This is a genomic window from Psychrobacter sp. 72-O-c (assembly GCF_904846605.1).
In the GTDB taxonomy this organism is placed as follows: Bacteria; Pseudomonadota; Gammaproteobacteria; order Pseudomonadales; family Moraxellaceae; genus Psychrobacter.
Genome location: NZ_CAJHBI010000037.1, coordinates 1 through 20403, shown reverse-complemented (window position 1 = coordinate 20403; position 20403 = coordinate 1). Strand labels below are relative to the sequence as shown.

Genomic DNA, 20403 nt, shown 5'->3' with positions numbered 1-20403 from the left:
TTGCTTGTTACCGACACTAACAGTATCAATATTGTTTAATCAATACTAGTTATCAAAATCAGTGCCGATGCTAAAATTAGCTGCGGCTGCAATTCCTTTTGCCATTTTAATCATTGCAATATCATGACGTCACGCAGTAAGAGTGGATAAATAACAAAAAAACCAGCGAATAAAGCATTTGGTTACTATAGTTAAATATCCAGTAACAGAGTGACAGTATTCAATGTGCAACTAGCCGTCATGATGGTCTCAACTTGCCCATAACTCTCAGTCAAATGACTGTTAATACCCATTGCTGTTGGTTTAAGCTGCAATTCGTTATCAGGTATCTCAACCGATATTGATAAAAAATCGATAGCCATTCAGTTTGGCATTTGTGCTAGTTATACGCTAAAGTGAGAAAAACAATTGATAATTCGTACTCCGCTAATACTAATTGAGTAACAAATCCACTACCGATTGTGTGCAAACCATACGGTTAAGTAACTGCAATTTGCCACAAATCTATGTTAATTGCTAGATTTTTTTTTGATTGCTGCCTACTTTTTGTTTTAAAAAGGTTGTTAGTGAACGGATGTGGGGTTATAGAAAGGTTTTGAAAGAGAGAGGTTTTTTAGAGATAGTATTAAAAGCAGTGATCCATATTGAAACTCAGCCGTTGTGTTTTGGTAACGGTGAATTGTAAAATAGCAATGATAACGCCATTATTAGCAGCATATGTTCAGGCTATAGAGCCAGCACTGTATAACCGCTATTATAATTGGTAACTGCCTAAATGTTGTTTTCACATAGGATTTTGTATAGAAGTGTTTATATCATAGACCCAGATATCACAGAAACCTGCTATAAAGACCTACTATAAATAGGCGCACAGATAATAAGTGCTTATCGTAGTAGACAAAAAAGTTATCAAGGCATGTGTTACCGGTTATCTATAGTTATTTATTATTCTTAGGAGAGACAAATATGTCGCGTAAAGCTATTATAAAACCTATGTTACTATCAGTAGTATTGGCAATATCAGCCGTCAGCTTAAGCGGTTGTGGCTATAATAATCTCCAGTCACAAGACGAGCAGGTGACTGCCTCATGGTCAGAGGTTGTCAACCAATACCAACGCCGTTCTGATCTGGTTCCTAACTTAGTTAAAGTCGTCCAGCAGTACGCCGATCAAGAGCAGGAAGTCTTTACGCAAGTAGCTGAAGCACGTTCGCGTGCCGGTGGCATCACCTTGACTCCAGAGGTACTCAATGATCCTCAAGCAATGGAGCGCTATGCAGAAGCACAAGGACAGTTGGATGGTGCATTGTCACGTCTGATGGCCGTTTCTGAGCGTTACCCTGAGCTAAAGTCTGATGCGCTGTTCCAAGACTTGCAAGCGCAGCTAGAAGGCACTGAAAACCGGATTGCGGTTGCTCGTAATCGTTATATTCAAGAAGTACAAAGCTATAACACTACTGTGCGCCAGTTCCCAACCAATATCACCGCAAAAGTATTTGGTATGGACGCCAAACCAAACTTTACGGTAGCGAATGAAGAAGCTATCTCTACCGCTCCAAGCGTTGACTTTGGTGAAGACGATGCGGCTACTGCTCAGTAGTATTTAACCAAGCAGTAAACTTTAATCAGCAAGTATAAAGGTAAAGTGGTGCGGTAGCGCTTATCACAATAGGTTTTTATTACTATAAAGTGTTAGTGTCGGTTGGCACAAGCGGCGGCTTTATCGGTTAGGCTAGGGTATTTTAATAACTCATTGAGCGTCGTACGATAGCCCAATTTAACACGATATAATTCAGCACAGATGTTACTCGAGGTGGTATAGATTAGATGAATAATTCAAAAGCAATCGTATCGGCATTACTATTCACGATCGGTGCCAGTAGTGGATCTGCGCTGTATGCCGCTCCGAATGACGCTGCTGTCGCTGCTGATAGCACCTCGGATATGCAAAATCGTAGTGTTGAGGATTTCGTGGCCTTGGCCAAAGCAGGTGAGGCCAATGAGGCCATCAATGATGCAGTGTTGGGCAATGAGGCCATTAATGAGGCAGTGCTTGGCAACGAGGCTTTGAACCCCAATGCGGCTGCCGATAATACAAACGGGGCTGATGCACAACCCAAATCTGCCACCCCTTTACCGCCTGTTCAGTCGAGTGCGGCTACTATCGATGCCAATAAACTGATATTGAACGAACCGGTCGTTGATCAGGCCAATATCTTAACGGCCCAGCAAAAACAACGCTTGACTGAGCAGCTGAATAGGATTTATCAGCAAGGCCTAGCTCAAGCGGCGGTCGTTATTGTACCGACTACTGACGGTCTACCAATATTTGATTATGCGTTGCAAGTGGCAGACAAATGGCAGCTGGGTGATAAAGACATCGATGACGGCTTGTTAATTGTGTTGGCAGTCAATGATCGTGAAATCTATATCTTAAGCGGTTATGGGTTAGAGGGTGTGATGCCAGATTCTGTGCTTAATCGCATTATTCGTGAGGATATTACCCCACTTTTTAAGCAGAATGACTATGCTGCTGGCCTTACTGCGGGTATTAGTGCTCTTGAGACTCGTTTAAATGCAGATCCTGAAGTATTGGCCCGTGCCGATGCGCAGGCCGCTGAGCGCAGTACTCAGCAAGGAGAAGATGAAAACCCATCTTCGATTGCTTTATTCGTTATGGCTATGATATTTGGCAGCTTTATAACCAGTATCTTTGGCCGAATATTTGGCTCTATTTTGACCGCTGGTGGATTTTTTGCCGGCTCATTAGCCTTGGGCGGCGGCTTCTTTATGACCATTATCATGGCCATATTTTTGTGGCTGTTTTTAATTTCGCGTGGTTCAGGCGGTGGTCGTGGAGGCCGCGGCGGCGGCATGGTCTTCCTGCCGGGCTTAGGTGGCGGTAGTAGTGGCGGCGGATTTGGCGGCGGAGGTTTCGGTGGTGGTGGTGGCGGCTTCGGCGGCGGCGGTGCTGGCGGTTCGTGGTAGACTCATTCATTAGGCTATATTTACTAGGTGATAGTATTTACTAGGCCATATTTATTAGATTGCAGTCAGCAATAACGTACTTGAGGAAATAATATAATGGCACAAAACAACTTACCCTCATCACAGGCAAGTTTTGCCCGCTGGTGGCGACAAGTCTTGTTTGTCCCGATGCTGCATAGCAGATGGCTGACATCAGAGGCCAAAGCGCGTTTGACGACCAAAGTGACCAAAGCAGAGCGTGGGCACCGCGGTGAAATATTCTTAGTGATAGAAAATAATTTGCCTATCCAAGAGGCTTACCATATTAACTGCCGCACGCGCGCTATTGACTTATTCAGTGAATATCAGGTATGGGATACCGAAGAAAATACCGGTGTCTTAGTCTATGTGAATATCTGTGAACAAAGCTTAGATATCGTTGCTGACCGCGGTATAAGTGCGCACGTCAGTCCAACCGTATGGCGAGCGATGTGTGACAAAGCGGTGGCAGGTATCGCCAACCAAAAAACGGAAGAGAGTTTGACTGATTTATTAGACGAGGTTGGACAGCTATTGGGTCAATACTATTATCTTGAGGACAATCCGTCGGGTAATGAGTTGTCTGATACCGTGGTATTTCTAAAGTAGCTTTGATTGTTATAGTTAATCGAGTTTGGAAACGGTACAGTGCTACTGGGATGCTACTGTAACAAACGTTTTGCAGCCTCTGTCACGCTTGCGAACAGCACGCCAGAAAAATTTATACCAGTAGCACGTTGCTATAAGTTACTCTTTTTTATTTTGAATCGACTATAACATCACTTCAACCTACATCAGAAAAAACAAACTTTTGCAAAGACTTGTATGAAACCAGAAAATAATGAAATTTTTAACCGAAATAAAAAACACGACTGGAGCCACATGATTGACTTAATCAAAAGATTGCCAAAAGCTGAACTTCATTTACATATTGAAGGCTCACTGGAGCCCGAGCTAATGTTTAGGTTGGCTAAAAAGAACAATGTAGAGATTCCCTATGAGAGTATAGAAGATGTGCGAAATGCATATAACTTTACCAATTTACAAACCTTTCTAGATATATATTACGCTGGTGCCAATGTACTTATTACCAAAGATGATTTTTATGATCTAACTTGGGAATATATACTAAAATGTGTTGAAAATAATATCATCCATACTGAAATATTTTTTGATCCACAAACCCACACTTCAAGGGGAATACCTTTCGAAACGGTAATTACAGGAATCAAAGAAGCTCTGGCTGATGCAAAAGAAAAGTATGGCATTACCTCTTGTATTATCCTGTGTTTTTTAAGGCATTTATCGCAACAAGAAGCCTTTGAAACTTTAGAAGAGTCTTTGAGATTTAAAGAAGATATTATTGGCGTAGGTCTCGATTCATCAGAACTCGGAAACCCTCCCTCAAAGTTTAAAGCAGTATTTAAAAAAGCCAAAGAACAAGGCTTTAAATTGGTCGCTCATGCTGGTGAAGAAGCTGATTTTACCTATATTTATGAAGCTTTAGATTTATTGGCTATTGATAGAATCGACCATGGCGTTCAATCTATTAAAAGCCCAGAGCTTATGAAAAGGCTAAAAGAGGAACAAATGCCTCTTACCGTTTGCCCGAATTCAAATATTGAGCTAAAGGTTTTTCAAACCTATAAAGAACACAATATAAAAGAGCTTTTAGATTATGGCTTAAATATAAGTGTCAATTCAGATGATCCTGCCTATTTTAAAGGCTATATAAATCAGAACTTTATAAACTTATGCGAGAACCTACCAATAACAGAAGACGATATAATTACTTTGGTAAAAAACTCCTTTAAATCTTCATTTATAGATAATGACTTAAAAAATGAGTATTTAGCTAAAGTCGATGCAGCGATATAACAAAATTTTTGGCCTAGTATTGCTGTTGGGTATTGCGTTAAAAATCTTATATATTGCTATGACAACAGGACGCTGATTTGACTAAACAGTTGCGGCATCACAACTCCAGCATTCGCTACTAGGGTGATGTCAACTACGGTATTGGGCGTCGGATTGGGATTTATTTCAATAATCTTAGCACCGTTTTGTTTTGCTATTTGGGCAAGTCCAGCCGCAGGATAGACCAGACTGGAGGTGCCAATACTTATAAATACCTCACAATTAGCGGCAGCATTTTCTGCCGTTTGCCATGCCTCACTAGGTAACGACTCACCAAACCAGACAATATCGGGTCTAATATAACCACCGCAATCCGTGCAATTTAATAATTTTTCATTATAATTGTGGGCGGTAGAGCTATTATCAGAGCTGTTCCTATTAGAAGTAACACGGTTGAAACTTTTACTATTAGAAACACCGTTATGAGGCATATCACACTGGCTACAGCGATTACGCCAGAGATGACCATGTAGATGGGTTACGGTACTGTCGGCTTGTTCGTGTAAGTCATCAACGTTTTGAGTAACTATAGTCAGTTGTTGATTTTTTAATCCAGCGTGCTGTTGCCATTGTGCAAGGGCGTGGTGGGCTGGATTGGGTGTTTTATCAGACACCAGTTGCCGACCCCACTGGTACCAAGACCACACCAACTGGGGATCACGTGCAAAGGCTGTACAAGTCGCCAAATCCTCAGCACGATATTGCGACCATAAACCGGTTTGCTTATCTCGAAAAGTAGGAATGCCACTTTCTGCCGAAACCCCTGCTCCGGTCAAGACACAAATGCGCTGCTTTGCGACTAATAATTTGGCAGTGCGCTGCACTTCAACGATTAATTCTGACGACAATTCTGCTAACATAGCTTAACCCTTGCTAATAATGGATGCATAACCCTATGATAGACGGAATTTGGTGGCTTGTCATATTGCTAGCGGTGGTTGCCGGTTTGTGGCTACTGGCCTATATGCACGGTGCTAAAAGTGATGATAAAACCAAGGCATCTTCGCGTGCAAAAATATCTCCTACTGATGGCCTACAAAAAACGGCTGCCATACTTAAACAATATTTTCCTGACTATCGCGTGACCCGTAAGAACAATCATTTACTCGTCATCAAGCAGGGCAAAAAAATCGCGATGATTACCCTTGATAAAAAGCTCGCTACCGGTCAGCGCCGTTTAGGTGACGTGCCTATTATTAATTATCATCGCACACCTAGCCGTACTCAGCTGAGCACTAATTTGCAAGATGCGGAGTAGGGTTGCTTATCGTTTTAGTAGTAGCCAAATGGTCACTATCACCCAGAATGCAGATGCAAGAAACAATGTAGCCATGTAAAAAACAGTCATGACATCTCCCAATCCTTGATTTTTATTAATATAGAAGTTGCTAAAGAGTTTTAGAGGTAATACTAGATAAGGAACAGGTGGCGCGAGGATAAGACAAGTTAAAGAAATGGTGCGCTCGGCGGGAATCGAACCCACGACCCTCGGCTTCGGAGACCGATACTCTATCCAACTGAGCTACGAACGCATGATGTGACTATTTATAGTGTACTATTCAAAATACTGCCGATTAATGGTTAATATTTTGAAGTAGGTCAAAAAATAAAGACCGCTTAGTTTAACAAATAAAAGCCAAAAAGCCAATCAGCGAGTCCAGCTATTGAGGTTTTTTCAGAAAAAACAACATAGTCAGCAAACAGGCATGGCAATCCACCCCTCTTTTCCCTTATAATGTCAGGGAGAATGACCCTTGATGATCACCGATTACAATTGTGCCCGCTGACCTAACGCCCGTTTGCTATTGATGACCGTACGTTATCAAAGGTGGACAAACAGGACGTTGAAGTTGTGCCAGCCCCTTGTATACGTAATAAGAGAACGTGACGAATGAGAAAAGTAGTGATGTTATCGGCAGCTGCCATTCTAGGAATCGCTAGTATCGCGGTGAGCCAAGCTGAAGATGTCGCAGATACGCCTGTAGCTGTCTCTGATGTAGCAGAAGCGCAGGACGCTGTTGATAACGCTCCTGAAGTGCTAGGTGATGATGTACAGGCTGCCGCCGACACCACAGGTGCTGCTGTTGACGAGACTGCGCAAGCCGCCGCCGCTCCAGACGATGCCGCTCCTGCTGAAGAAACTGCACAAGCTGCACCTGCTGCTGACGAAGAACCTATCCCTGTCGATACCCCACAAGTGCAAAAACTAATTGCCTTATATCCCAATTTAATTGCACGTATTCAGCCTGTTGGCCAAGTGTGTTTTGAAGAAGGTGATATTTGCAATGTGACTGTGCGCTCGTCTGGCCCTTCAGCGGGGGACGGCCCCCGTGATGGTAGTACGGTATATAATGCTGTTTGTCAGACCTGTCACACAGCGGGCTTGCTTGGTTCACCAATTTTTGGTGATGTGGGCGCTTGGGGACCACGTATTGCTAAGGGCAAAGAGACCCTGTATACGCATGCTATCAATGGTTTCAACGCTATGCCAGCTAAAGGTGGTGCCGATATTCCTGACGAAGAAGTTCAAAATGCAGTAGATTATATGGTGAGTGAATCCAGTTAGTCTGATTGCTATTCATATTTTGATCTATGTCTGATGTTATTCAATAACAGATGAAATTGCTTATTTATGATATGAGTGACCAACTTGTAAAGTGCCTATTTCAGTCTATGAGATAGGTGCTTTTTTTATGATTGATATTATTAATGTTGTGCTTGCATTAAAGCGTGGTTGAAATTTGCCAATCGTAACCTTATTTTAAGACATTACATCATCCATCCTAAAAATGAATTTTATAATCCAATAGAGGTATTCATGTCTGAGGTACCAGCGCTTTCCGTCCAGAATTTATCCAAAACTTATGACAACGGGTTTTCGGCGTTAAAAAATGTCACTTTAACCGTGCCGCAAGGTGGTTTTTTTGCGCTACTGGGGCCAAATGGGGCAGGTAAATCAACGATGATTGGTATTATCAGCTCTTTGTTTCAACCGACTAATGGTAGTGTGCATATTTTTGGTGCTGATCTATTAGCCAATCCTTCGGTGGCTAAGCAGTATTTAGGCATAGTACCGCAAGAATTCAACTTCAACATGTTTGAAAAAGTAGAAGATATTCTGATAACCCAAGCAGGTTATTTTGGTATTTCTGCTAAAGAGTCAAAACCACGTGCCGAGCGTTTACTCAAAGCCTTGGGTTTATGGGATAAACGAGACAGCAAATCGCGCGAGTTATCTGGCGGTATGAAACGACGCTTGATGATTGCTCGCGCGTTGATTCATAAGCCCAAGCTGTTAATTCTTGATGAGCCAACCGCTGGGGTTGATATTGAATTGCGCCGCTCGATGTGGGAATTCATGCAGCAAATTAATATTGAAGAAAATACTACTATTATTCTCACCACTCACTATTTAGAAGAAGCTGAGCAGCTGTGTAAGCGTATTGCGATTTTGGATCATGGTGAGATTCGTATTAATACTGAAATGAAAGACTTGCTGGCGCAATTGTCGGTTGAGACCTTTGTGTTAGATTTGACTCAACCGCTTACTCAGCCTTTAGTCATTGATAAGGTAACAGAGATTGTCCAGCCTGATGAGCTAACTGTGGAAGTGACCTTGAGTAAAGGCGAGACTCTCAACTGTGTCTTTGAGCAGCTCACCAAACTTGAAATTGAGGTTGCCAGCATGCGTAACAAGTCTAACCGTCTAGAGGAGTTATTTATGCGGCTAGTAGACAAAAATGTTCAGAGTGAGGACAGTATGAAGGAGGCAGGGTTATGAGACAGCCAGTAACTATAGATCCTAATGAGACCATGTCTTGGGCCAAAAGATGGATTGCTTTTCAAACTATATTAGTAAAAGAGATTCGTCGAATTCTGCGTATTTGGCCACAAACCCTGTTGCCACCAGTTATTACTATGGCTTTATACTTTGTCATTTTTGGTAAGATGATTGGTTCGCGGGTAGGGGAGATGGGCGGCGTACCGTACATGCAGTTTATCGTCCCGGGGCTCATTATGATGGCGGTGATTACCAATAGTTATTCTAACGTGGTATCGAGCTTTTTTAGTGCTAAATTTACAGCCAGTATTGAAGAGCTGTTAGTATCTCCAGTTTCTAAGCACGCCATATTAATGGGTTACATCGGTGGCGGTATTTTCCGCGGTTTGATTATTGCTCTTATTGTCTCTATTGTCGCGCTATTCTTTACTAAGCTGGGTATTGAGCACCTATTTGTCACTATATTTACGGTGCTTGGAACGTCTATCTTGTTCTCGCTTGGCGGCTTTATCAATGCGGCCTACGCACGCTCATTTGATGACATCACTATTATTCCAAGCTTTGTACTGACACCGCTGACCTTTCTTGGCGGGGTTTTTTATTCGATGGAAAACTTGTCTACATTTTGGTACAACGTCTCACTATTGAATCCTATCGTCTATATGGTTAACGCATTCCGTTACGGTATCCTCGGTCATTCTGATGTCAACGTTTGGTATTCGATGGTGGCCATTTTTGTATTTTGCGTGGTGTTTTATACTATCTCTTATCGACTACTGAGTAATGGCTCGCGGATTCGCTTGTAGAGAAATATTGACCTAACTAAAAGTTATAGAGAGTAACGTTGGTAATAGATAACTATTGATAGTTAGTAATAAATAACAGTAACGGATAATATTAATAAAAATTAGGTATGGTGAATACTAAATAAAATAGATACGGGTCATAAACTTACAAGGCTGGCAAAATTTTCTCACTTGCTGTGCGGCTGTTACGCCACTCCAGAGGCTTCGAAAATTTCTCACAGCCCTGCTTACTGTATCCGTTTTAGAGTAGAATAACTGTATTACGAGGAAGTACGAATGAGCATTCATGGTATTTTAGGCGAGCAAACTACCGATTATCCTACCGAATATAGCCCGCAAACGTTATATCCTATTGCCCGTAGTATTGGGCGTGATGCCATTGGTTGGCAGACAGATAAGTTGACGGTTGGGGTAGATTGGTGGCATGCGTTTGAGATGTCGTGGCTCAATCCGCAAGGTATCTCACAGGTGGCGCTGGCACGCTTTAGTATTCCTGCCAGCTCGCCTTATATTGTTGAGTCCAAATCGTTGAAGTTGTATCTCAACAGTATTAACTTTACCGAATTTGACAGCTGGCAAGAAGTACAAGCTTTGGTTGCAAAAGACTTATCAGCTTGCGTACAAACAGACGTACAATTCGAGTTATTTACATTAGCCGATGCTCAGTCAGGGCTGTTAATTAGTCAGCCTGAGGGCGTTTGTATTGATAACGCGCTAGCAGATAGTACGGATAAAGTAGGGCTAAGTATTCATCCTGATGCGTCGTTGCTGAATGGTAATAAAGTAGAATCTAGTGCTGTTAAAAAGAACGATAACGACAAGCAGCCATATGTTTTTTATTCTAATCTGTTGCGGAGTAATTGCCCGGTGACCAATCAGCCGGATTGGGGCACTTTAGCGGTCACTATGACCAGCACAGGCGCAGTTGATAATGCCGCTATGCTACGTTATATTTTAAGCTTCCGTCAGCATAATGGCTTTCATGAGCAGTGTGTGGAGCAGATATTTGCCGATTTAAGCCAATATTACGAGCCAAGCAAACTGATGGTACGCGCATGGTACACACGCCGGGGTGGTATCGATATTAATCCTTGCCGCGTCAGTGAGTGGTCATTATTGCCAGCGCCGAGCCGATTGATTCGTCAATAACTTAGTTGGTGAGGAAGCAGGTTTGTAAGACAATAATCATCTTTATATGATTTCGGTAATTTTCAACTGAATTATTAAACACAAAAAAAGCGCCTATTTCATTTAATGAGATAGGCGCTTTTTTATTAGCTGAGGTTGTTTTGTTAAACTATTTATTGCTTACTTTTGCTAAAACTTCTTCACGGCTTAGCATTAGCTTTTCATTATCACGGCGATTGACGTACTCGTATTTCTCTTCAGCAAGATTGCGATCAGAGACCACGATACGATGCGGAATACCAATCAGCTCAAGATCCGCAAACTTAACGCCAGGACGTTCGTTGCGATCATCTAACAAGACGTTGATACCAAGCGCCTTTAGCTCCTCGTATAGCGCTGTAGCCGTTTGCATGACCGTATCTTCTTTGGATTTCATCGGCACAATAGCTACTTCAAATGGTGCGAGAGAGTCCGTAACGTTGGGCGTTGACGGCCACATGATGCCAGCTTCATCATAATTTTGTTCGATAGCGGCGGCAATAATACGACTAACGCCAATACCGTAGCAGCCCATCATTAAAGTAACAGGCTTGCCATCTTCGCCTGAAACCCTACAATTCATTGCTTGCGAGTATTTATCACCCAACTGGAAAATATGACCAACTTCGATGCCGCGTTTGATTCTTAGCGATCCTTTGCCATCAGGAGAGGGGTCACCCTCTTTTACGTTACGCACATCAACAATACGAGTGATACTCGCGTCTCGTGCCCAGTTCATACCAATAGTGTGTTTATTGATCACGTTGGCACCAGTCACAAAATCTGACAAGGTAGCCGCTGAACGATCAACAAAAACAGGCATATCTAAGTCAACACCAATGTAACCTTTATGCAGACCAGCCGCTCTTAATTCTTCATCGGAGGCTAGAGTGAGCGGAACGTTAGCTTCTTCGATTTTTTCTGCTTTGATGGTATTTAGTTGATGATCTCCGCGCAAAACAATAGCAATGAGCTGCGGCTTTTCGTCTTCGGTATGACCATGTACGATGAGGGTTTTGACTGTGGTTGCTAGTGGCACATCCAAATGTTCAGCAACCATTTTACAAGTGGTCATATCTTCTGTTAATACGTTTTCACGTGCCATTTTGGATGGTTGACGTTCAGCGGTGCTAACTGATTCGGCAAGCTCAACGTTCGCCGCATAGTCAGATGAGTCTGAAAAGGCAATATCATCCTCACCACTATCTGCTAGTACATGGAACTCATGTGAGGCAAAGCCGCCAATAGAGCCAGTATCTGCTTGTACGGCACGGAAATCGAGCCCTAGACGGGTAAAGATCCGCGTATAGGCGTCATACATGTCATGATAAGTCTTCGCCAATGACGCCTGATCAACGTGAAATGAATAAGCGTCTTTCATGGTGAATTCGCGTGCGCGCATTACCCCAAACCGTGGCCGAATCTCATCACGAAACTTACCTTGAATCTGAAAGAAGGTAATCGGTAGCTGCTTATAACTACGTAACTCGCCTTGTGCCAAGTTAGTAATCACTTCTTCATGGGTAGGACCCAGCACAAAATCACGATCATGGCGGTCTTTAAAGCGTAATAACTCAGGACCATAATCGTCAAAACGTCCGGTCGTTTGCCAAAGCTCGGCAGGTTGAGTCATGGGCATCAGCACTTCTTGCGCGCCGACATTTTGCATCTCTTCGCGAACAATACGTTCGACCTTTTGTAAGATGCGTAGCCCCATGGGCAACCAAATATATAATCCTGAAGCGATTTTACGAATAAGACCGGCCCGCACCATCAGTTGGCTTGAGGCGATATCGGCATCACTTGGGGTCTCTTTTAGCGTGGCAAACAAAAACTGACTGGCTTTCATAAATAAAGCATAACCTTATCAACGATAAAATAAAAAATAAGTAGTAGAAGGCCGAGCATTTGGTCAATGGTTTGATGACCGCCGTAATCTTGCCGTTATAACTACTGCCTATAGGCACAATAACAAGGGGCTAAACTTTGATCTATATATCAATATTTAGCCCACTTAACGTCTTGTAAACCTGATAAATAAATTTATGTCGATATTTTATCGATACAATCTGACTATGTTAGGTAAACTTTGCCTAAGACGCAATGACTTTTTAACTTTTCCAGCAGAACGGTACAGAAAGGTTGGAGTAGGCCCAAAAATAGCAGGATTATTGACTGATTTCTGACGCATTGTACTGTAAGTTATCTATGTACTTTTATAAGCAATTGTGTAGAAAATTAGTAGTTATTCCTTGAACTTATCGGCAAAATCATTATTTATATGATATTACTTATTTTTCATTCATAATGTTCATAAGGGTTTTATGAGTGTCTCGATAACCTAAAAGGTCGCATACATGAAAACTTCTGATAATAGGATACCTGATGATCCTAGCGCCGCTTCTAATAAGACTCCTCAATCGAAAAAACCTATTGCAATGATGTCGTGGTTGTTATTGATTGTCGGTTTAGCGGCATTAGTCGTTGCTATTTATATTGCGCAGAACCCTGAACCAGAAGAACCTATCGAAACCATTACTCGTGAGGGTGTGGTGACGCAAATACAGCAGTTGAATCGCCTACAGACGGTGGCTTTTAGTGTTGATACGGTGATTACTAGCAAACGCCCGGGCAGCTGGATGAAGCTGTGGCAGGATGAGCAAAAAGGGCTATTTATTGCTCGTGGACGCGTTCAAGCTGGTATTGACTTGAGCGCACTATCCCCTGAGATGGTACGAGTGGTGCAGCCTACAGTTCCTCTTAAGGCTGATACAGATGATGCTCCAGCTGCTGATACTACTACACCGATTTCGATCATGCCGCAGATTAATATTACCCTGCCACCTTCAGAGATATTTGCCGTCTATTTAGACGATATTGAGATTTACGACTGGCAAACGGGCGCTTTTGGCATGATGCAAGTTGATCCTAAAATCTTAGCGCAAGCGCAAAGTATGGCCAAAAAAGAAGTTCTTGAGCGTGCCTGTCGTGGTGATGTTATGAACATGGCACTACAAAATGCTCAAAATCAGCTGCAGCAGTTGTTTTCTTTAACGGGTGCAGTAGTTACGGTGACTACCCAAGGTGCGGGCGCCTGTCAGATGCCATCGGCAACGTCATAATGTATGAGAGTAACATCATAGAGCTGAAAACGACTTAATAGCTTGGTTAATTGGGCTTCAGATGGAATCAAACCGTTTGAAGCCTTTTTTGAATTCAGTTTTTAAATTCAGCGATGGCCAGTTGCCGTGCAGCTTTGTGTTCTACCATCGGTTCTGGATAATCAATTTTGGCAAACTTACCACCCTTTGCTAACTCTTTACGCATCTTATCCTCGCTATGCAAAATGCTGGTAGGAATATCTTTTAGCTCAGGTAGCCAAGTTTTGATAAACTCAGCGTCAGGATCGTGAGTCTTAGCTTGGCTAAAAGGGTTCATAATACGGAAGTAGGGTGCAGAGTCTGTACCAGTTGAGGCACTCCATTGCCAGCCACCATTGTTAGACGCAAAGTCGCCATCTATCAGCTGTTGCATAAAATAACGCTCTCCCCAGCGCCAATCAATAAGTAAATCCTTAGTCAAAAACATCGCTGTAACCATGCGCAGACGATTGTGCATGAAGCCAGTGGCATTGAGACAATGCATCGCCGCATCTACTAACGGAACACCAGTCTTGCCAGCACACCAAGCATCAAAATCATCCTGATTATATGACCAATTAATACGGCTATCTGTCTCTTTTTTATAAGCATGATGACGAATGAGTTCCGGCTTATCAGATAACACATGACGATAAAAATCACGCCATGCCAGCTCGCTTATCCAACGATTTGTATCTATATTATCGCTCCCACTTTGTAGTGCTTTAGTCGCTTGCAAATAGCAATGGCGGGCACTTATTGAGCCAATAGTGAGATAAGCCGATAGCTGGCTGGTTGCGTGCAAGCTGGGCACGTCACGGCTGACATCATAGTTATCAATATCAGTAGCGATAAATTGATCTAAACGATGACAAGCTTCGATTTCACCAGCTGGATAAGCTGTACGTGCCTGAGTAAGCTGGGCGTCGCCGTCAATGTTGTCTAATGATGCAGGGGTTTGGATCGCTTCTAATCGCTTTTGATAGTCCTTGACCAGCTCTTTACTTAAGGTTTCTATGCTCTCAGCGGTATTGGCGTTGGCAGTTATTTGGGTTAGATTAAGCGGTTTATTATTGGATTGGGTCCTTTGGTTTAAGCTGTTATTGGTATTGACTGCTTGTGCGTCATGAAGTTGAAGGGAGCTGATATCTAAGGTCTGCCGCCACTTTTTATAAAATGGGGTGAACACCTGATACATGCTGTCATCATTGGTGGTGATGCTATTAGGCGGTAGGATACATTGGTCATGCCAGCGTATAAATTCAATATCGTTTTTTGCAAGTTGCTTATTCAATTGTTCATCACGTGCAATCTCTCTACCTTCATATTCATGATTGGCCATCACGCAGCTGATATGCTTAAGCTCACACATCTCGATAATAGTATTCGTGCAGTCATCGAAGTTTTCACAGACTTGCACTGTCAAAGGGATATTCAATTGCTTCTGCAAGTCTGCCGCCAGTTTGGGCAGCGTACGCGCAATCAAATCCACCTGTAGTAATGAGGTATCGTGAGCTTGCCACTGTTCAGGGGTACAAAAGAACAGCGCTGTTACCAAAGCATTATCTGTCCGCGCTCGTTCGCAAAGTGCAGCAAGCGCGGTATTATCGTGAACTCGCAAGTCACGACGAAACCACATCAAATAGTGTGGCTGGATAGGTAGGGTATCAGAGGCTACATCAGTGTCGGTATTGCCAGTAGGCAGCGTGGTTATGGGCATGAGTCATCCTTTTTCTTATCACAAACAAAACTATGAATAAAAGTATGCTAGGATAAGTTTTTGGATGCAATTTATTTGGCATTTAATTAACAAATTATCACCATTTCTTATGATTAATGGCTCATTATAATTTATAATCAATCCTTACTGATTGTTAAGGTCATATTTAAGGTCATAAAATGCACGTTAAGTTTTGCGGTTTTACCCAGCTTGCCGATATTTATACTGCTGCCCAGTTGGGTGTTGATGCGGTAGGCTTAGTGTTTTATCCGCCAAGTCCACGTGCGGTGACGCAAGCTCAGGCACAAACACTCAGTGCAGCGCTACCCGCCTTTGTCAGTGTGGTGGCCTTAGTGGTCAATATGCCCCATGACGAGCTGGTCGAGCTTGCTGATAATGTCGCCTTTGATATCATCCAATTCCACGGTGATGAGACCCCTGAGCAATGCCAGCAGTTAGCAGGCGCGGTCAATAAGCGTTGGATCAAAGCCCTACGTATCAATACTGACCAAGGTGACCTGAACAGCATGGATAGCGTAAAAGCACAAATAGAGCGCTTTGCCGCTGCCGGTGCTAGCAGTATTTTGCTTGATGCCTATCATCCTAATAAATACGGCGGTACGGGCGCGCGCTTTGACTGGAGTTTGATTCCTCAAAACAGCTCATTACCTGTTATTTTGGCCGGTGGCTTAGATGCCCAAAACATTGCAGCGACTTCAGATTTACCGATCTATGGCGTCGATGTCAGTGGCGGTATCGAGCATGATAAAGGCAAAAAAGACAGCGCTAAGATGCGTGCCTTTATGAAAGCGGTCAAACGTGATCGATGGCAAAGCGACGCTATTCTTGAAACCATTTAGTGTGAAGGAAACTGGTGTGAAGGAAATATTAGTTTGAGTTAAATAGGGCAAAACTACCCATTTTTAGCTTTAACACTGCCTAGCATTTGTTTCTCTACTTGGTTCTCATTCCGTTTGTTGTAAATGTTAGCCCTCCCTCATATCTATATTAAAAAACACCATCTATCGTAGGAATTATCATGAGTCATGTCGACAGCAAAAATGCAACTGATGCTTCATCTGCTACCGAACAATCTATCAATACCTTTACCAATCCAAAAGATGTTAAAGACTTTAACCAATATCCTGATGCTCGCGGGCATTTTGGGGTACACGGTGGACGCTTTGTCTCTGAAACCTTGATGGCAGCGTTAGAAGAGCTGGAAGCGTTGTATACCAAAGTAAAAACCGATCCCGCATTTTGGGAAGAATATCATACTGATTTGGTTAATTATGTCGGTCGCCCAACCCCGCTCTATCATGCTAAGCGCTTGAGCGATGAAGTGGGTGGGGCGCAAATTTATTTTAAACGTGAAGACCTAAACCATACGGGCGCGCATAAAGTCAATAACACCATTGGGCAGGCATTACTTGCCAAAATGTGTGGTAAAAAACGTATTATTGCTGAAACTGGCGCAGGTCAGCATGGCGTTGCAACAGCGACTATTGCAGCGCGTTTGGGATTAGAATGTATCGTGTACATGGGTGCCGATGATGTCGAGCGCCAGAAGATGAATGTCTATCGTATGCGTCTGCTAGGGGCAACCGTTGTGCCAGTGACTTCTGGTTCACGTACGCTTAAAGACGCGATGAACGAAGCCATGCGTGATTGGGTCACTAACGTTGACAGTACTTATTATATTATCGGTACCGTAGCAGGTCCGCATCCTTATCCGCTGTTAGTACGTGACTTTCAGGCGATTATTGGTAAAGAAACCCGTATTCAACACTTAGAAAGAACCGGTAAATTACCAGATGCCTTGGTCGCTTGTGTCGGTGGTGGCTCTAACGCTATTGGCCTATTCTTTGACTTCCTAAACGATACTGAAGTGGAAATGTATGGTGTGGAAGCGACTGGTGATGGTATCGAGACCGGTCGCCATTCAGCACCACTCGCGGCAGGACGCATTGGGGTCCTACATGGCAACCGTACTTATCTCATGGCAGACGATGATGGTCAGATTCAAGAAACCCATTCTATCTCAGCGGGACTTGATTACCCAGGTGTTGGCCCTGAGCATAGCTTCTTAAAAGATATGAAGCGTGTGAAGTATGTCGGTTGTACTGATAAAGAAGCGCTAGCTGGCTTCCATGAATCAACGCGTAAAGAAGGTATTATCCCAGCGCTTGAAACGGCTCATGCGGTTGCTTATGCGCTTAAACTTGCTAAAACTATGACTCCTGACCAGACTATCGTTGTTAATATGTCTGGTCGCGGCGACAAAGATTTGCATTCTGTTATGAAAGCGGAAGGTCTTGAGTTTTAGAGTCCTATAGACTGTAGTAATTTTAAATAGGGTAATTGCATAACTAGTGATTGCCCTATTTGATAATCAATACTAACTATGCGAGTTATTAGCTACTGATTATCTAAAAAGTCGCTGCTCAAAGTCCGCCAATTGCGTGAAACTTTTAAAAATAATAAGAGACCACTATGACCCGAATTGAAACCACCTTTGATACTTTAAAATCCCAAAACAAAAAAGCCTTAATTCCTTATGTGATGGCAGGCGATCCCAATCCTAAAACTACCGTAGGCTTGCTACATGACTTGGTTAAGCATGGCGCAGATATGATTGAGATTGGCTTGCCGTTTTCAGACCCTATGGCTGATGGTCCAACAATAGCGTTAGCTGGAGAACGCGCTTTAGCTGCGGGTACTAGTACCCGTGGAGCGTTGAAGATGGTCGAAGAATTCCGTAAGCAAGATTCGCAAACCCCAATTATCCTAATGGGTTATCTTAATCCGGTTGAGATTATCGGTTATGATAACTTCGTCGCGCTATGTGAGCAGTCGGGTGTCGATGGCTTATTGATGGTGGACTTACCGCCAAGCGAGGCGGGCAGCTTTACCCAGCATTTAACCGATCATTCTATGAATGAAATTTTCTTATTATCGCCAACGACTTTGGCTGATCGTCGTCAGCAAGTATTAACCCATTGCGGTGGTTATATTTATTATGTGTCATTAAAAGGGGTGACCGGTTCAGCCACGCTTGATACCGATGATGTGGCGACCCAAGTGCAAGCCATCAAAGCGCAAACTGACTTACCTGTATGTGTGGGTTTTGGTATTCGTGATGGTGTCTCTGCCAAAGCCGTTGGCGCTCATGCAGATGGTATTATTGTTGGTAGCGCGTTGGTGCAAAACTTCGCTGATCTAGATGCTGATGATGCAGTCGCGGTTGCGGCGGCTCAGCAACAAATCATGGTAAAAATGGATGAGTTACGCGAAGCTTTAGACAGTTTAAGCGCATAAATCAATAGTTATGCCTGATAACGGTTTAATAAAAATAAACTATCGGCTTTGAAAGCTTGCGAATTATCATCAGTGATAGAGTATTAATAGTCGAGTCGAGTGCTCTTTTTGGAAGTGCCCTTTATTGAAGTAATTTTTATTAAAGTGCATCAATAATTATAATGATAATATTGAATGACTTTGCTAAAGTTAGTTTACGTGTGTAAACTAACATAACGTATAAATTGTTACAATTACGGGTAAGCGTGCTTCATAACGGCTCATGTTATGACTGGATTGAACTCCTAATTTAACTTTCAGCGACAAGTATATGAGCAAACTTGTCGATAAGCCGACGATAATGGCGAATAATATGACTGACACTATAACAACACCTGATACTCAAAATGACAGCTCTGCTACTCTGGCGGCGAATGATAATATCGCTGGTCACTCATGGTTTAATCGCCCAGTACCGGGTATTAAGCAGCAATTGTCTGCACCACTGACCGCAGTAGAGACCGAACCGTCAACGGAATGCACCAGCTGTCATTCGATGATTACCAATACGGCGCTTATTTTCAACTGCTATGTCTGCCCGCATTGTGACCATCATTTGGCTATGACTGCACGTGAGCGCTTGAATTGGCTTTTAGATCAAGTAGACGGCGAGCTTGGGCAAGAATTTACTGCCAAAGATCCGCTAGGATTTGTAGATAGTAAGCCGTATCCGCAACGTATGAAAGAGGCGCAGACCAAAACCGGCGAGACCGAAGCACTAATCGTCTTGCATGGTAAGCTTCGTAATCTTGATGTGGTCGCTTGTGCTTTTGACTTCCGCTTTATGGGCGGCTCAATGGGCTCGGTAGTTGGCGATCGCTTTGTGCAAGCAGCCGAAAAAGCGCTAAAGGATAGAGTGCCATTGGTTTGCTTTGCGGCATCCGGCGGTGCGCGTATGCAGGAAGGTATATTGTCGTTAATGCAAATGGCACGGACTGGTGCGGCTATTGAACGCTTAAGAATTGCTGGCGTGCCTTATATTGTGGTGTTAACCAATCCAGTTTATGGCGGCGTTACTGCTTCTCTTGCCATGCTTGGTGATATCCATTTAGCAGAGCCCAAAGCAATGATTGGCTTTGCGGGTAAGCGCGTGATTGAGCAGACCGTTCGCGAGACCTTAGAAGAGCCGTTCCAGCGTGCGGAGTTCTTGTTAGAGCATGGTGTGGTCGATGAGGTGGTACATCGTCATCAGATGATTGATACCATTTATCGTCTGTTGGCAAAACTATGCCGTCAACCGAACGTTGATGCCTAGGTTTCTGTTAATTTGTTTCTGCCAATCTATATTTGATTCATTGGTTTTAAGGTAGCAAAGACTTTAATAGCATTTACCGTATTTTAACGGTAAATGCTATTTTTGCTTTTGAGGGCCATGGTTTTTTATATAGTCAATAAACCAAAAAAGAACTACAATACCTAAATGACCTACTCAAATGATTTTCGACAACTCGTATTAAGCAAGATTGCAGCAGGGCAAACGGTACGCCGCGTTGCCCAAGACTTTAATATT

General features: G+C 43.1%; 18 protein-coding genes and 1 tRNA gene. 14 read left to right on the top strand and 5 right to left on the bottom strand.

What is annotated here, in order from left to right:
• Positions 1–191 precede the first annotated feature (191 nt).
• A complete protein-coding gene (locus JMX97_RS11810; RefSeq protein WP_201558370.1) occupies positions 192–362 on the bottom strand; it encodes a hypothetical protein in 171 nt (56 codons plus the stop codon).
• Positions 363–966: 604 nt separating this feature from the next.
• On the opposite strand from JMX97_RS11810, the gene JMX97_RS11805 reads away from it, so the two are divergent.
• From JMX97_RS11805 to JMX97_RS11790, 4 genes are all read left to right on the top strand, one after another.
• Positions 967–1599: a LemA family protein gene (locus tag JMX97_RS11805; protein ID WP_201558368.1), complete on the top strand. Its 633-nt coding sequence runs from the start codon at positions 967–969 to the stop codon at positions 1597–1599.
• 227 nt (positions 1600–1826) lie between these two features.
• Positions 1827–2987, top strand: a complete 1161-nt coding sequence (locus JMX97_RS11800; RefSeq protein ID WP_201558367.1) for a TPM domain-containing protein — start codon at positions 1827–1829, stop codon at positions 2985–2987.
• Between the two features lie 96 nt (positions 2988–3083).
• On the top strand, positions 3084–3614 hold the full coding sequence (locus JMX97_RS11795) for a TPM domain-containing protein (protein WP_201558366.1): 531 nt from the start codon (positions 3084–3086) through the stop codon (positions 3612–3614).
• A gap of 273 nt (positions 3615–3887) precedes the next feature.
• The gene (locus JMX97_RS11790) at positions 3888–4883 is read left to right on the top strand and encodes an adenosine deaminase (protein WP_201558384.1); all 996 of its coding nucleotides are present in this window, start codon (positions 3888–3890) and stop codon (positions 4881–4883) included.
• Between the two features lie 56 nt (positions 4884–4939).
• Here the strand turns inward: JMX97_RS11790 and JMX97_RS11785 are convergent, their stop codons facing one another.
• Positions 4940–5782: an NAD-dependent deacylase gene (locus JMX97_RS11785; RefSeq protein WP_201558364.1), complete on the bottom strand. Its 843-nt coding sequence runs from the start codon at positions 5780–5782 to the stop codon at positions 4940–4942.
• 35 nt (positions 5783–5817) lie between these two features.
• Between JMX97_RS11785 and JMX97_RS11780 the strand changes: the two genes are divergently transcribed.
• On the top strand, positions 5818–6180 hold the full coding sequence (locus JMX97_RS11780) for a hypothetical protein (RefSeq protein ID WP_201558362.1): 363 nt from the start codon (positions 5818–5820) through the stop codon (positions 6178–6180).
• Between the two features lie 197 nt (positions 6181–6377).
• Here JMX97_RS11780 and JMX97_RS11775 read toward each other — a convergent pair.
• Positions 6378–6454: transfer RNA gene (locus tag JMX97_RS11775), tRNA-Arg, on the bottom strand.
• Positions 6455–6813: 359 nt separating this feature from the next.
• On the opposite strand from JMX97_RS11775, the gene JMX97_RS11770 reads away from it, so the two are divergent.
• The 4 genes from JMX97_RS11770 to queF all read left to right on the top strand — a co-directional run bounded on the left by JMX97_RS11770 (position 6814) and on the right by queF (position 10658).
• Positions 6814–7488 carry a c-type cytochrome gene (locus JMX97_RS11770; RefSeq protein ID WP_201558360.1) on the top strand — a complete coding sequence of 225 codons (675 nt, stop codon included), beginning with the start codon at positions 6814–6816 and terminating at the stop codon, positions 7486–7488.
• 252 nt (positions 7489–7740) lie between these two features.
• Positions 7741–8703, top strand: a complete 963-nt coding sequence (locus tag JMX97_RS11765) for an ABC transporter ATP-binding protein (protein WP_201558358.1) — start codon at positions 7741–7743, stop codon at positions 8701–8703.
• Positions 8704–8735: 32 nt separating this feature from the next.
• The gene (locus JMX97_RS11760) at positions 8736–9509 is read left to right on the top strand and encodes an ABC transporter permease (RefSeq protein WP_201558383.1); all 774 of its coding nucleotides are present in this window, start codon (positions 8736–8738) and stop codon (positions 9507–9509) included.
• A 276-nt stretch (positions 9510–9785) separates the two neighbouring features.
• Positions 9786–10658 carry an NADPH-dependent 7-cyano-7-deazaguanine reductase QueF gene (queF, locus tag JMX97_RS11755; protein WP_201558356.1) on the top strand — a complete coding sequence of 291 codons (873 nt, stop codon included), beginning with the start codon at positions 9786–9788 and terminating at the stop codon, positions 10656–10658.
• A gap of 148 nt (positions 10659–10806) precedes the next feature.
• Here the strand turns inward: queF and JMX97_RS11750 are convergent, their stop codons facing one another.
• Positions 10807–12525 (bottom strand): proline--tRNA ligase, encoded by a 1719-nt coding sequence (locus JMX97_RS11750; RefSeq protein ID WP_201558354.1) that lies wholly within the window; start codon positions 12523–12525, stop codon positions 10807–10809.
• A 508-nt stretch (positions 12526–13033) separates the two neighbouring features.
• On the opposite strand from JMX97_RS11750, the gene JMX97_RS11745 reads away from it, so the two are divergent.
• The gene (locus JMX97_RS11745; protein ID WP_201558352.1) at positions 13034–13798 is read left to right on the top strand and encodes a DUF4230 domain-containing protein; all 765 of its coding nucleotides are present in this window, start codon (positions 13034–13036) and stop codon (positions 13796–13798) included.
• Positions 13799–13892: 94 nt separating this feature from the next.
• On the opposite strand, the gene JMX97_RS11740 is transcribed toward JMX97_RS11745, so the two are convergent.
• Entirely contained in the window at positions 13893–15536 is a 1644-nt protein-coding gene (locus tag JMX97_RS11740) for a cryptochrome/photolyase family protein (RefSeq protein WP_201558350.1), read from the bottom strand.
• A 179-nt stretch (positions 15537–15715) separates the two neighbouring features.
• On the opposite strand from JMX97_RS11740, the gene JMX97_RS11735 reads away from it, so the two are divergent.
• The 4 genes from JMX97_RS11735 (at position 15716) to accD (ending at position 20148) form a co-directional block, all read left to right on the top strand.
• Positions 15716–16396 carry a phosphoribosylanthranilate isomerase gene (locus JMX97_RS11735; protein WP_201558348.1) on the top strand — a complete coding sequence of 227 codons (681 nt, stop codon included), beginning with the start codon at positions 15716–15718 and terminating at the stop codon, positions 16394–16396.
• A gap of 179 nt (positions 16397–16575) precedes the next feature.
• Positions 16576–17862: a tryptophan synthase subunit beta gene (trpB, locus tag JMX97_RS11730; protein WP_227671585.1), complete on the top strand. Its 1287-nt coding sequence runs from the start codon at positions 16576–16578 to the stop codon at positions 17860–17862.
• Between the two features lie 167 nt (positions 17863–18029).
• A complete protein-coding gene (trpA, locus tag JMX97_RS11725; protein WP_201558346.1) occupies positions 18030–18854 on the top strand; it encodes a tryptophan synthase subunit alpha in 825 nt (274 codons plus the stop codon).
• A gap of 340 nt (positions 18855–19194) precedes the next feature.
• A complete protein-coding gene (gene accD, locus JMX97_RS11720; protein WP_201558381.1) occupies positions 19195–20148 on the top strand; it encodes an acetyl-CoA carboxylase, carboxyltransferase subunit beta in 954 nt (317 codons plus the stop codon).
• Positions 20149–20403 lie beyond the last annotated feature (255 nt).

Coding starts and splice junctions, on each gene's coding strand:
- JMX97_RS11790 (WP_201558384.1), top strand. CDS start 3,888: ATGATTGACTTAATCAAAAGATTGCCAAAAGCTGAACTTCATTTACAT.
- JMX97_RS11765 (WP_201558358.1), top strand. CDS start 7,741: ATGTCTGAGGTACCAGCGCTTTCCGTCCAGAATTTATCCAAAACTTAT.
- JMX97_RS11785 (WP_201558364.1), bottom strand. CDS start 5,782: ATGTTAGCAGAATTGTCGTCAGAATTAATCGTTGAAGTGCAGCGCACT.
- trpA (WP_201558346.1), top strand. CDS start 18,030: ATGACCCGAATTGAAACCACCTTTGATACTTTAAAATCCCAAAACAAA.
- accD (WP_201558381.1), top strand. CDS start 19,195: ATGGCGAATAATATGACTGACACTATAACAACACCTGATACTCAAAAT.
- JMX97_RS11800 (WP_201558367.1), top strand. CDS start 1,827: ATGAATAATTCAAAAGCAATCGTATCGGCATTACTATTCACGATCGGT.
- JMX97_RS11735 (WP_201558348.1), top strand. CDS start 15,716: ATGCACGTTAAGTTTTGCGGTTTTACCCAGCTTGCCGATATTTATACT.
- JMX97_RS11745 (WP_201558352.1), top strand. CDS start 13,034: ATGAAAACTTCTGATAATAGGATACCTGATGATCCTAGCGCCGCTTCT.
- queF (WP_201558356.1), top strand. CDS start 9,786: ATGAGCATTCATGGTATTTTAGGCGAGCAAACTACCGATTATCCTACC.
- JMX97_RS11795 (WP_201558366.1), top strand. CDS start 3,084: ATGGCACAAAACAACTTACCCTCATCACAGGCAAGTTTTGCCCGCTGG.
- JMX97_RS11810 (WP_201558370.1), bottom strand. CDS start 362: ATGGCTATCGATTTTTTATCAATATCGGTTGAGATACCTGATAACGAA.
- JMX97_RS11805 (WP_201558368.1), top strand. CDS start 967: ATGTCGCGTAAAGCTATTATAAAACCTATGTTACTATCAGTAGTATTG.
- trpB (WP_227671585.1), top strand. CDS start 16,576: ATGAGTCATGTCGACAGCAAAAATGCAACTGATGCTTCATCTGCTACC.
- JMX97_RS11760 (WP_201558383.1), top strand. CDS start 8,736: ATGTCTTGGGCCAAAAGATGGATTGCTTTTCAAACTATATTAGTAAAA.
- JMX97_RS11750 (WP_201558354.1), bottom strand. CDS start 12,525: ATGAAAGCCAGTCAGTTTTTGTTTGCCACGCTAAAAGAGACCCCAAGT.
- JMX97_RS11780 (WP_201558362.1), top strand. CDS start 5,818: ATGATAGACGGAATTTGGTGGCTTGTCATATTGCTAGCGGTGGTTGCC.
- JMX97_RS11770 (WP_201558360.1), top strand. CDS start 6,814: ATGAGAAAAGTAGTGATGTTATCGGCAGCTGCCATTCTAGGAATCGCT.
- JMX97_RS11740 (WP_201558350.1), bottom strand. CDS start 15,536: ATGCCCATAACCACGCTGCCTACTGGCAATACCGACACTGATGTAGCC.